We start from the raw sequence: 11765 nt of genomic DNA on the forward strand, positions 1-11765 counted from the left end.
GGGCACGGGCCCGACACAACCACCCCCGCCCGCCAAACCCGGGTTTGCGCCCCCGGGGGGCCCGCCCGCGGGGGCGGCCCGCCGGGGGCCGCCCCGGCGTCCGGACCGGGCCGCTCTCAGGCGTACTCGGTCGGGATCACCGGCTCGCCCCGGGACAGCTGGATGGCCGACATCGGCAGCCCCGCGCGCGCGGCCACGTGCCGCTCCCGCACCGCTTCCAGCGGCTCGCGGGCGACCACCTCGCCGTCCCGGACCAGCTCCACCAGCAGCTGCCGGCCGGCCAGCTCCTCGGGGACCGGACCGGTGCCGATCACCTCGGCCTCGGCGACGCCGTGCGCGTCGGTCCGTCGGGCGGCCCACTTGCGGCCGCCCTTGGACGACTTCGCGCCGAGCGACTTCTTCGCCACCGGCACCAGCGGGGCGTCCGGCTCCGCCGAGCCGGCGCGGGCCACCAGCTTGTAGACCATCGAGCAGGTGGGGTGCCCGCTCCCGGTGACCAGCTGGGTGCCGACCCCGTACGCGTCCACCGGTGCGGCGGCCAGCGAGGCGATGGCGTACTCGTCCAGGTCCGAGGTCACCACGATCTTCGTGCCCGTCGCCCCCAGCTCGTCCAGCTGCTGCCGCACCCGGTGCGCGACCAGCAGCAGGTCGCCGGAGTCGATCCGTACGGCGCCCAGCTCGGGCCCCGCGATCTCGACGGCCGCCCGGACCGCCTCGGTCACGTCGTACGTGTCGACCAGCAGTGTCGTGCCCCGGCCCAGCGAGTCCACCTGCGCCCGGAACGCGTCGCGCTCGGTGTCGTGCAGCAGGGTGAAGGCGTGCGCGCTCGTGCCGACGGTCGGCATCGCCCAGCGGAAGCCCGCCGCCAGGTCGGAGGTGGCGTCGAAGCCGCCGACGTACGCGGCGCGGGCCGAGGCGACCGCGGACAGCTCGTGGGTGCGGCGCGCGCCCATCTCGATCAGCCGGCGGCCCCCGGCGGCGGCCGACATCCGCGAGGCGGCGGCGGCGATGGCGGAGTCGTGGTTGAGGATGGAGAGGATCACCGTCTCCAGCAGCACGCACTCGGCGAAGGAGCCCTCCACCCGCAGGATCGGGGAGCCGGGGAAGTAGACCTCGCCCTCCGGGTAGCCCCAGATATCGCCGCTGAAGCGGTAGTCGGCCAGCCATTCGAGGGTGGGCTCGTCGACGATCCCCTGCTGCCGCAGGAAGCCGATCATCTCGTCGTCGAAGTGGAAGTTCTCCACCGCGTCCAGCACCCGGCCGGTGCCCGCGACGACTCCGTAGCGCCGCCCCTCGGGCAGTCGGCGGGTGAACGCTTCGAAGACCGAGTGCCGGTCGGCGGTGCCGGCCTTGAGGGCCGCCTGCACCATGGTCAGCTCGTACTGGTCGGTGAAGAGCGCGGTCGACGGAACGCCGACCCGTCGCCCGAGGTCCGCTGAGTTCATGGCTGGGATGCTACCCCCTATTCGTCAAAGTGACGAGATGTGGGGTCCGTTTGTGCACGGGACCCGCCCGGGTGGCAGCATGGGACAGGTGAGCGTTGCTACCCCGCTAGAGATCGAACGTCCCGATTCGGCCGAGGAGACCTTCGTGGTCCCCGAGCCGGACGTCCCGTGGGTGACGCTCGTCCACAATGACCCGGTCAACCTCATGAGCTACGTGACCTATGTCTTCCAGGCCTACTTCGGCTACCCGAAGGACAAGGCCCGCCGGCTCATGATGGACGTGCACCACAAGGGCCGCGCCGTCGTCTCCAGCGGGAGCCGCGAGGAGATGGAACGCGACGTCCAGGCCATGCACGGATACGGGCTGTGGGCCACCCTCACCCAGGACCGCGACTGACCCCTTCAGGGCTCGGCCCGCCCCTCGCCCCGCCCTCACCCGCCCCGTTCGACCCACCATCGGAGAATCCATGGCCGGCCATTTCGAGGCCACCCCAGGCGGCGGCGCGGCCGTCGCGCTCGACGAGGTCGAGATCTCCATCCTGCGCTCCCTCGTCGTCCAGCTGCTCGAACTGATCGGCCCGGGCGAGACGCCCGCCGACGGCGAGGACCCGCTCGCCGCCCTCTTCGCCGAGGGCCCCAGCAAGCCGCCGTCCGACCCGGCGCTCGCCCGGCTCTTCCCCGACGCCTACGGCGGCCCCGACCGGCCCGCCGAGGGCGGAAAGCCTGAGGAGGAGCTGCGCGAGCTGTCCTCCGAGTTCCGCCGCTTCACCGAGAACGACCTGCGCTCGGGCAAGCGCGAGGACGCCGTCGCCGTCGTCCGCACCCTGGACGCGCTCTCGCCCACCGGGGAGGGCGGCGCCGTCCTCACCCTCACCGGCGACGAGTGCCGCAGCTGGCTGCGCTCCCTCAACGACCTGCGCCTGACCATCGGCACCCGGCTGGAGGTCTCCGACGAGGACGAGGGCCAGGAGGGCTCGCTCTACCGGCTCCCCGACGCCGATCCGCGCAAGCCCATGGTGATGGCCTACCTCTGGCTCGGCGCACTCCAGGAAACGCTCGTCGAAACGCTCATGCCGTAATGCCGTAATGCCGTAATGCGGTAAGGCCGTGAACGCGGAGGGCGCCCGCCCGTCACACCGGGGCGGGCACCCTCCGTTCGCTCAACGGACGCTCAGATCCGCATAACGATCGCACCAAGTGATCCGGCCTTTTCGTGCCGGACGGAACCCCTTGCCCGCTTTTTCCTGTGTCGTGCGCCACAGAATGTCCCACGGTGTCCGGTGGCGGCCGTGATAAATCTTCACGACCGCCCGGGGACGCCACCCCTGTTCCCGGGGGCGCCACGAACCGGCCGAACGCCGGCGGCACTCCATCCATATCCGGGGGGATCAGGACCTGATCCGCGGCTTTGTGAGGCGCGGATCGGCGTGGAGAAAGGCGCACCACCATGACATCGGCACAGGTCGACGAGGGACACATCGACAAGGGTCGGCCCGGCGGCGACGCCGGGGACTCCGGGACCGGTGGCGAGGGATACCAGCGCGGTCTGGGCGCTCGTCAGATTCAGATGATCGCCATCGGCGGAGCCATCGGCACCGGGCTCTTCCTCGGCGCGGGCAAAGCCATCGACCGGGCCGGACCCAGCCTCATCCTGGCCTACGTCGTCGCGGGCCTGGTCATCTTCTTCATCATGCGGGCCCTGGGCGAACTCCTCATGTACCGCCCGGTCTCCGGCTCCTTCTCGGAGTACGCCCGGGAATTCCTCGGCCCGTTCTTCGGATTCGTGACCGGCTGGACCTACTGGCTCTTCTGGGTCGTCACCGGAATCACCGAAGTCACCGCCGCCGCCACCTATATGACGTACTGGTGGAACATTCCGCAGTGGCTCTCGGCCCTGGTGTTCACCGTCATTCTGTACGGCGCCAACCTGATCTCCGTGAAGCTCTTCGGTGAGCTGGAGTTCTGGTTCTCCATGGTCAAGGTCACCGCGATCATCGGTATGATCCTGATCTGCGCGGGCGTGCTCACCGTCGGATTCTCCGACGCCGGCGACACCGCCACCGTCGCCAACCTCTGGAACGACGGCGGCTTCTTCCCCAACGGCATCACCGGCACGCTCATGACGCTCCAGATCGTCATGTTCGCCTTCCTCGCGGTCGAACTCGTCGGCGTCACCGCCGGGGAGTCCAAGGACCCCAAGACCGTGCTGCCCAAGGCCATCAACACCGTGCCGTGGCGCATCGCCGTCTTCTACGTCGGCGCGCTGATCATGATCCTCTCGGTCGTGCCGTGGTCCACCTTCGAGCCCGACGCCTCCCCGTTCGTGAAGGCCTTCGAGGAGATGGGGCTCGGCGTCGGCGCCGCCATCGTCAACTTCGTCGTCCTCACCGCCGCGCTCTCCTCCTGCAACTCCGGCATGTACTCCACCGGCCGCATGCTCCGCGACCTCGCCCTCAACGGCCAGGGCCCCCGCGCCTTCACCAAGCTGACGAAGAACGGCCTGCCGCTGGTGGGCACCACCTTCTCCGCCGCCCTGATGCTCGTCGGCGTGTGGATCAACTACCAGTGGCCCGGCAAGGCGTTCACCTACGTCGTCTCCTTCGCGACCATCTCCGGCATGTGGGCCTGGATCATGATCCTGATCAGCCAGATCCGCTACCGCCGCGCGGCCGACGCCGGTCTGCTCCCGCAGTCCTCGTTCAAGGCCCCCGGAGCCCCGTACACGAGCTGGTTCGCGCTCCTGTTCATCGGCCTGGTCATCGTGATGATGGCGATCGACGAGGACACCAGGGTCTCGCTCTACTGCGCACCGCTGTGGGCGCTCCTCCTCTTCGTCTCCTACCGGGTGATCCAGTCGCGCACCGCGGAGAAGAGGAACACCGCCGACACCCACTGACCCGAGGGCGGGCCCCACACCGCCCTCCTCCCGGACCGCCCCGGCCGCCCCAACGGCCGACGCGTCCAGCATGCGGCCCCCGCGTACCACTTACTGGTACGCGGGGGCCGCCTGCATATCCTGGCGCCATGCTGACCATCACCCAGGCGCTCCACGACCAGATCGTCGCCCACTCCCGCGCCGACCACCCCGACGAGGCGTGCGGAGTGGTCGCGGGCCCGGCCGGGACGGACCGCCCCGAGCGCTTCATCCCGATGCTCAACGCCGCCCGCTCGCCCACGTTCTACGAGTTCGACTCGGCCGACCTCCTCAAGCTCTACCGCGAGATGGACGACCGCGACGAGGAGCCCGTGATCGTCTACCACTCGCACACGGCGACCGAGGCCTACCCCTCCCGCACCGACGTCACCTACGCCAACGAACCCGGCGCCCACTACGTCCTGGTCTCCACCGCCGACACCGACGACGCCGGACCCTTCCAGTTCCGCTCGTACCGCATCGTGGACGGCGAGATCACCGAGGAAGACGTGCGGGTCGTCGAGGCGTACTGACCCACCAGGGACCCACCAGGAACCCACCCGGGTGCCCCCGCAGGGCCCCCGTGCGGGTCTGGCACACTGCCCCCAGACCCATCAAGGCAGCAGGAACCAGGAAGCCGGTGCGAATCCGGCACGGTCCCGCCACTGTGACCGGGCCCCCTCCCACGCGGACGGACTCCTCAAGAGGACGACGACGCACCGGAGGGCGGCCCGGAAGTCAGGAACTGGCCCGCCGCCTTCTCGCATCGACCAGGGGACGCGGAAATCCCCCGGAGAGGCCTCGCCATGTCCCGGCGCACCCCCGCGCTCATAGCCGCCGCCGTGCTGCTCCCGCTCGCCCTCACCGCCTGCTCCACCCCGGACGGCGACGCCGCCACCGGGGAGAAGGCCGCGGCGAAGAGCGACGGCTTCCCGTACACCGTGAAGAACTGCGGTGTCACCACCACGTTCGACGCCCCGCCGAAGCGCGTCGTCACCATGAACCAGCACGTCACCGAGATCATGCTGGAACTGGGCCTGAAGAAGTCCCTCGTCGGCACCGCCTTCCTCGACGACCAGGTCCTGCCGAAGTACGCGGAGGACTACGCGTCCGTCCCGGTCATCGCCAAGGAGTACCCCTCCTACGAGCAGGTCCTCGCCGCCGACCCCGACTTCGTCTACGGCGGCTACAGCAGCGCCTTCACCGCCGCCGACGGCCGCGGCCGCGAGGCGCTGAGGAAGTCCGGCATCGAGACCCGGCTCAACACCGAGAGCTGCACCAAGGGCGACCAGCCCATGGACACCCTCTACGAGGAGATCCGCGAGGTCGGCCGCACCTTCGGCGTCCCCGACCGCGCCGAGGCCTGGATCAAGCAGGCCAAGGCCGACAACGCCGCCACCGCGAAGAAGCTCGCCGACCTGAAGCCCGTCTCCGTCTTCGTCTACGACAGCGGTGACAAGACCGCCTTCACCGCGGGCGGTGAGGGCATCGGCAACGAACTGATCGAACGGGCCGGCGGCACCAACGTCTTCGCCGACCTCGACAAGCCCTTCGGCGACGCCTCCTGGGAGAACGTCGTCGACCGCAAGCCCGAGGTCATCGTGATCTACGACTACGGCGCGACCACCGTCGAACAGAAGAAGAAGCGCCTCCTCACCGACCCGGCCCTCGCCGACGTCCCCGCCATCAAGAACGAGCGCTTCGCGGTCATGCCGCTCTCCGACGCCGTCCTCGGCGTCCGCGTCCCCGCCGCCGTCGACAAGCTCGCCGCCCAGCTCCACCCGGGGGCCACCACCCCGTGAGCTGCCGCACCCCCGCACCGCGGCGGCTGCTCCGCTACACCCTGGTGCTCGGCGCCCTCGCCGCGCTCCTCGCCGCCGCCGTGCTCGCCGCACTCGCCCTCGGCTCCGTCCGCATCCCGCCCGGCCAGGTCCTCGACATCCTGACCGGGCGGGCCGAGGCGAGCCCCTTCCGCACGATCGTCCTGGACGTCCGGCTGCCCCGGGTGCTGCTCGGCATCGTCGTCGGCGCCGGACTCGCCGTCATCGGCACCGTCCTCCAGGCCCTCGTACGCAACCAGCTCGCCGACCCGTTCCTCCTCGGCGTCTCCTCCGGAGCCTCCACCGGCGCCGTCCTCGTGATCGTCCTCGGCATCGGCGCGACCCTCGCCACCACCGTCACCATCCCCGCCGCCGCCTTCGCCGGCGCGCTGCTCTCGCTGCTGCTCGTCTACACCCTGGCGCGCGGCGGAGGCGGCCTCACCACCAACCGGCTCGTCCTCGCCGGAGTCGCCGTCTCCTACGTCCTCTCCGCCCTGACCAGCCTGATCCTGGTCACCTCCGCCCGCGCCGACCACCTCCAGGAAGTCCTCTACTGGACCCTCGGCGGCCTCGGCGCGGCCCGCTGGGACATGCTCGCGCTCCCCACCGTCACCCTGGTCGTCGGCACCGCCGTCCTCCTCACCCTGGCCCGCCCGCTCGACCTGCTCCTGGTGGGGGAGGAGGGCGCGACCGTCCTCGGCCTCGACACCGCCCGCTTCCGGGCCGCCGTCTTCGTCCTCGCCTCCCTGATGACCGGGGCGCTCGTCGCCTACAGCGGGGCGATCGGCTTCGTCGGGCTGATGGTCCCGCACATGGCCCGGATGGCCGTCGGCGCCGCGCACCGCGCCCTGCTCCCGGTCGTCGCCCTCGGCGGGGCGGTGTTCCTGGTCCTCGCCGACCTGGCCGCCCGGACGCTCGCCGCCCCGCAGGACATCCCGGTCGGCGTCCTCACCGCGCTGACCGGCGGCCCGTTCTTCCTCTGGATGCTCCGCCGCCGCCCCGAAGGAGCGCCCGCATGAAGACACCACCCGTCGAGGGAGCCCGCCCGTGACCACCCTGCGCACCGAGGGCCTCTCGTACGGCGTCGGCGAGGGCCGCCACCTCGTCGACTCCGTCGACCTCACCGCCGCCGACGGCGAGACCGTCGGCCTCGTCGGCCCCAACGGCAGCGGCAAGACCACCCTCCTGCGCTGCGTCTACGGCACCCTGCGCCCCACCCACGGCCGTGTCCTCCTCGACGGCGACGACCTCGCCGCCCTCCCCGTGAAGGCCCGCGCCCAGCGCATCGCCACCGTCCCGCAGGACGGCCACGCCGGCTTCGAGCTCACCGTCGGCCAGGTCGTCGCGATGGGCCGCGCCCCGCACAAGCGGTTCTGGGAGGCGGACACCGCCGCCGACACCGCCCTGGTCACCGAGGCCCTCGCCCGGGTCGGCATCGCCGCCCTCGAACCCCGTACGTTCGCCTCCCTCTCCGGCGGTGAACGCCAGCGCGCCCTGGTCGCCCGCGCCCTGGTCCAGCAGCCGTCGCTCGTCGTCCTGGACGAGCCGACCAACCACCTGGACATCCGCTACCAGCTGGAGATCCTCTCCCTGGTCCGCGACCTCGGCACCACCAACCTCCTTGCCCTGCACGACCTCAACCTCGCCGCGTACTACTGCGACCGCCTCTACGTCCTCAAGGACGGCGGGGTCGTCGCCTCCGGCACTCCGGAAGAGGTCCTCACGGCCGAACTGCTGGGCGAGGTGTACGGCGTCGCCGCCGAGGTCAGCACCCACCCGAAGACCGGCGCACCCACGGTCGTCTACCTGCCGGAAGGGCTCACCCGCCCCGCGATGTCCACATAACGGTCGCTCACCATCCACCATCTGATACGACACTCGGGTTTCCGCACCGGGAATCGATACGATGCCCGCATGGTTCCCCATGACGTGAGCAACAGGACGCCGGGCACGCTGCTCGTAGCGCGGCTGCACGTCGACCTGTGCAGGCTCGCCAGCGCGATCTGTCCCGCCCGCAGCCTGCCCGTGAGCCGCCCGGCCTGAGCCGCGGTCCGCGCGCCCACCCACACGCACCACCCCCTGCGCGGGGGCAGAAACGCGCGCCCCACGCCACCTCCACGCTTTCGACAGGAGCCCACGCCATGGCCATCGAGGTCCGCATCCCGACCATCCTCCGCACCTACACCGACGGCGCGAAGGCCGTCGAAGGCAACGGGGACACCCTCGCCGACCTCTTCGCCGACCTGGAGAGCCGCCACACCGGCATCCGTGAGCGCATTGTCGACGGCGAACAGCTCCGCCGCTTCGTGAACGTCTACCTCAACGACGAGGACGTCCGCTTCCTCGACGGCATCTCCACCAAGCTCAGCGACGGCGACAACGTCACGATCCTCCCGGCCGTCGCCGGCGGCATGCGCTGATGCGGTACGACTCCCCGCTGGCAGCCGTGGGCAACACACCTCTGGTGCGTCTGCCCCGGCTGTCCCCGTCCGAGGACGTACGGATCTGGGCCAAGCTGGAGGACCGCAACCCCACCGGCTCGATCAAGGACCGCCCCGCGCTCCACATGGTCGAACAGGCGGAGAAGGACGGCCGCCTGACACCCGGCTGCACCATCCTGGAGCCCACCAGCGGCAACACCGGCATCTCGCTCGCCATGGCGGCCAGGCTCAAGGGCTACCGGATCGTCTGCGTCATGCCGGAGAACACCTCCCAGGAGCGGCGCGACCTGCTCGCCATGTGGGGCGCCGAGATCATCTCCTCCCCGGCCGCGGGCGGCTCCAACACCGCCGTCCGCGTCGCGAAGGAGCTGTCGGCCGAGCACCCGGACTGGGTGATGCTCTACCAGTACGGCAACCCGGACAACGCGGGCGCCCACTACGCCACCACCGGACCCGAGATCCTCACCGACCTCCCGTCCATCACCCACTTCGTCGCGGGCCTCGGCACCACCGGCACCCTCATGGGCGTCGGCCGCTACCTCCGTGAGAACCGCCCCGGCATCCAGATCGTCGCCGCCGAACCGCGCTACGACGACCTGGTCTACGGCCTGCGCAACCTCGACGAGGGCTTCGTCCCCGAGCTCTACGACGCCTCGGTCCTCACCACCCGCTTCTCCGTGGGCTCCGCCGACGCGGTCACCCGCACCCGCGAACTCCTCCAGCAGGAGGGCATCTTCGCGGGCGTCTCCACCGGCGCCGCCCTCCACGCGGCGATCGGCGTGGGCAACAAGGCGGTCAAGGCGGGGGAGAGCGCGGACATCGCCTTCGTCGTCGCGGACGGCGGCTGGAAGTACCTGTCGACCGGCGTCTACACGGCGGAGACGACAGAAGCGGCGATCGAAACGCTTCAGGGCCAGCTCTGGGCGTAACCCCGGGCCCCGGCCGGGCGCACCCATGCAGCCCGTCCGGCGCTCGAGGACGTCTTCCAAGCCCCTCCGGCGACTGAGGAGCGGGGCCCGGGGCAGCGCCCCGAAAGGCCCCGCCCCTCACTCCGCACCCAGCCCGCGCACCCGCTCCCACAGCCCCGGGTCCACCGCACCCACCCGCCGCCGGAACCCGGCGATCCGGACCTCCCGCAGCTCGTCCGTCTCCAGGAAACTCTGCCGCCCCTGCCGGTCCCCGACCGTCCCCGAAGGCAGCGCGATCACCCCGGGCCGCTCCTCGTGGTGCTTGCTGGTGATCTTCGCGACCAGCGCCGTGCGCCCCCGGCCCCGCCCCCGTACCGAGATCACCAGACACGGCCGGTCCTTCGACCCGGGCCCGTCCTCGTACGGCACATCGGCCCACCACACCTCACCGGCCCGAGGCGTACGCCCGTCCCCCCGCCCCTCCGGACCGGAAGGCCGCGGCCGGGACGGCGGCCGGGTCGACCCCACCGGCCGCCGGGGCCTGCGCGAGCGCGGACCGCGGTCCGAGCGCCCCCGGCCGTCCACCACCGCGGCCACGAGTGCCAGCAGAACCACGGCGACCAGCGCCACCCACCAGAACGTGTTCATCCCCCGACCGTACCGGCGGCCGGGACGGGCACGACGGGGCGGCCGGTGGGCGCGCTTCCATCGAACCGGTGACAGAGCAGGTGAGTTCCCCCACAACGGAGGGCAGCAAAGGAGCGACGCGGAGTTTCGCGCCTTACGCTCGACAAACCGCAGAACCCATTCCGCAGGCACCCGTACGAAGCTCCGGCGGAATCGCACGAACCCTCCCCGTTCCCGCGCACCGGAGGTTCACGCTCCATGAAGCTCACCGTCGTCGGCTGCTCCGGCTCGTTCCCCTCCACGGGTTCGGCATGCTCGAGCTACCTCGTAGAGGCCGACGGCTTCCGGCTGCTCCTCGACATGGGCAACGGCGCCCTCGGAGAGCTGCAGCGCCACGTCGGTCTCTACGACCTCGACGCGATCTTCCTCAGCCATCTGCACGCCGACCACTGCATCGACATGTGCGCGTATTTCGTCGTGCGCTACTACCGCCACGACGGCGCCCGCCCCGTCCCCCTCCCGGTCTACGGGCCCGAGGGCACCGAGCAGCGCCTGACCGCCGCCCACGGGGACACCCCGTCCGACCGGGCGATGAGCGAGGTCTTCGACTTCCACACCCTCAAGTCCCAGTCCTTCGGGATCGGCCCCTTCTCGGTCCGTACGGAGCAGCTCCGCCACCCCGTCGACACCTTCGGCATCCGGATCGAGCACGGCGGCTCCGTCCTCGCCTACTCCGGCGACACGGGGACGTGCGAGGCGCTGGAGGAGCTGGCCCGGGACGCGGACCTGTTCCTCTGCGAGGCGTCGTTCGTCGACGGCAAGGAGGACATCCCGGACCTGCACCTCAACGGCCGCGAGGCCGGCGAGGCGGCGGCCCGCGCCGGAGCGCGCCGGCTCGTCCTCACCCACATCCCGCCGTGGACCGACGCCGACCGCAACGCCGCCGACGCCCGTGCGGTCTACCCGGGCCCGGTGGAACTGGCCGCCCCGGGCGCGGTGTACGAGATCTGAGAGCCGGGCACCGAGCCGCGGCCCGCTCTGCGAGACTCCCGGGATGATCACGATCAGACCCGCCCGGGAGGGCGATCTCGACGGCTTCCTGTCCCTGGCGTCCCAGGTCGAGCACTGGTTCGGGCCGATGGTCGAGGAGCCGGGCTTCCACCGCGCGGTGGAAGACCACATCCGGGACGGGGCGGCCCTGGTCGCCGAGTCCGCCGACGCGCCCGGTCCCGTCGGCGGCCTGCTGTTCGGCGCCGAACCGCCCACGTACCACGTGCACTGGCTCGTCACCTCCGAGCACCTCCGCGGCGCGGGCGTGGGCCGCCTCCTGATGGCGGAGGCGATGCGCCGTTACGTCACCGGGCCCGGCACCGTCGAGGTGGTGACCTTCGGGCCCGACCACCCGGGGGCGGTGGAGAGCGGGGCCCGCGTCTTCTACGAGCGGCTCGGCTTCCGCCCCGGCGAGCCCGTCGAACCGGGACCGGAGGGCGGTTCCCGCCAGCTCTTCCGGCTGGACGTGCCCGTACGCCGGAGGTGACACGACCGTACGTACCGCGGGCATGCCGAAGCCCCCGCCTCCCGAAAGACGTCTTCGGGAGGCGGGGGCTGCG

Annotated in this window: 14 protein-coding genes and 1 riboswitch; of the genes, 12 read left to right on the forward strand and 2 right to left on the reverse strand. The window is 71.4% G+C overall.

From position 1 onward, the window contains the following. Positions 1–116: 116 nt before the first annotated feature. Positions 117–1445 (reverse strand): nicotinate phosphoribosyltransferase, encoded by a 1329-nt coding sequence (locus tag ACIRJT_RS14125; protein WP_403908427.1) that lies wholly within the window; start codon positions 1443–1445, stop codon positions 117–119. Between the two features lie 79 nt (positions 1446–1524). On the opposite strand from ACIRJT_RS14125, the gene clpS reads away from it, so the two are divergent. From clpS to ACIRJT_RS14175, 10 genes are all read left to right on the forward strand, one after another. Continuing rightward, positions 1525–1842, forward strand: coding sequence for an ATP-dependent Clp protease adapter ClpS (gene clpS / locus ACIRJT_RS14130; RefSeq protein ID WP_403908429.1), 318 nt, complete (start codon positions 1525–1527; stop codon positions 1840–1842). A gap of 70 nt (positions 1843–1912) precedes the next feature. After that, positions 1913–2524 carry a DUF2017 domain-containing protein gene (locus ACIRJT_RS14135; RefSeq protein ID WP_403908431.1) on the forward strand — a complete coding sequence of 204 codons (612 nt, stop codon included), beginning with the start codon at positions 1913–1915 and terminating at the stop codon, positions 2522–2524. A gap of 368 nt (positions 2525–2892) precedes the next feature. After that, on the forward strand, positions 2893–4341 hold the full coding sequence (locus tag ACIRJT_RS14140; protein WP_403908433.1) for an amino acid permease: 1449 nt from the start codon (positions 2893–2895) through the stop codon (positions 4339–4341). A 128-nt stretch (positions 4342–4469) separates the two neighbouring features. Next, a complete protein-coding gene (locus tag ACIRJT_RS14145; RefSeq protein WP_007450621.1) occupies positions 4470–4892 on the forward strand; it encodes a Mov34/MPN/PAD-1 family protein in 423 nt (140 codons plus the stop codon). Between the two features lie 37 nt (positions 4893–4929). Continuing rightward, positions 4930–5128, forward strand: a riboswitch (cobalamin riboswitch). A gap of 37 nt (positions 5129–5165) precedes the next feature. After that, complete coding sequence (locus tag ACIRJT_RS14150; RefSeq protein WP_403908435.1) at positions 5166–6161, forward strand: ABC transporter substrate-binding protein; 996 nt, start codon at positions 5166–5168, stop codon at positions 6159–6161. Next, complete coding sequence (locus tag ACIRJT_RS14155; protein ID WP_403908437.1) at positions 6158–7198, forward strand: FecCD family ABC transporter permease; 1041 nt, start codon at positions 6158–6160, stop codon at positions 7196–7198. Before ACIRJT_RS14150 ends, ACIRJT_RS14155 begins: the two co-directional genes overlap by 4 nt. Before the next feature lie 28 nt (positions 7199–7226). After that, the gene (locus ACIRJT_RS14160; protein WP_403908439.1) at positions 7227–8024 is read left to right on the forward strand and encodes an ABC transporter ATP-binding protein; all 798 of its coding nucleotides are present in this window, start codon (positions 7227–7229) and stop codon (positions 8022–8024) included. A gap of 69 nt (positions 8025–8093) precedes the next feature. Continuing rightward, positions 8094–8222, forward strand: a complete 129-nt coding sequence (locus tag ACIRJT_RS14165) for a putative leader peptide (protein ID WP_257002268.1) — start codon at positions 8094–8096, stop codon at positions 8220–8222. Positions 8223–8320: 98 nt separating this feature from the next. Then, positions 8321–8599 (forward strand): MoaD/ThiS family protein, encoded by a 279-nt coding sequence (locus ACIRJT_RS14170; protein WP_006124874.1) that lies wholly within the window; start codon positions 8321–8323, stop codon positions 8597–8599. Beyond that, a complete protein-coding gene (locus ACIRJT_RS14175) occupies positions 8599–9549 on the forward strand; it encodes a cysteine synthase (RefSeq protein ID WP_365549457.1) in 951 nt (316 codons plus the stop codon). The genes ACIRJT_RS14170 and ACIRJT_RS14175 overlap by 1 nt, the downstream gene beginning before the upstream one ends. 117 nt (positions 9550–9666) lie before the next feature. Here ACIRJT_RS14175 and ACIRJT_RS14180 read toward each other — a convergent pair whose 3' ends face one another. Further along, positions 9667–10176, reverse strand: a complete 510-nt coding sequence (locus tag ACIRJT_RS14180) for a type II toxin-antitoxin system PemK/MazF family toxin (protein WP_403908441.1) — start codon at positions 10174–10176, stop codon at positions 9667–9669. A gap of 237 nt (positions 10177–10413) precedes the next feature. Between ACIRJT_RS14180 and ACIRJT_RS14185 the strand changes: the two genes are divergently transcribed. Both ACIRJT_RS14185 and ACIRJT_RS14190 read left to right on the forward strand, forming a co-directional pair. Then, positions 10414–11166 carry an MBL fold metallo-hydrolase gene (locus ACIRJT_RS14185; RefSeq protein WP_403908443.1) on the forward strand — a complete coding sequence of 251 codons (753 nt, stop codon included), beginning with the start codon at positions 10414–10416 and terminating at the stop codon, positions 11164–11166. 43 nt (positions 11167–11209) lie between these two features. After that, positions 11210–11692, forward strand: a complete 483-nt coding sequence (locus ACIRJT_RS14190; protein WP_403908445.1) for a GNAT family N-acetyltransferase — start codon at positions 11210–11212, stop codon at positions 11690–11692. Positions 11693–11765 lie beyond the last annotated feature (73 nt).

Source organism: Streptomyces sp. NPDC102283 (assembly GCF_044766265.1).
Lineage (GTDB): Bacteria > Actinomycetota > Actinomycetes > Streptomycetales > Streptomycetaceae > Streptomyces.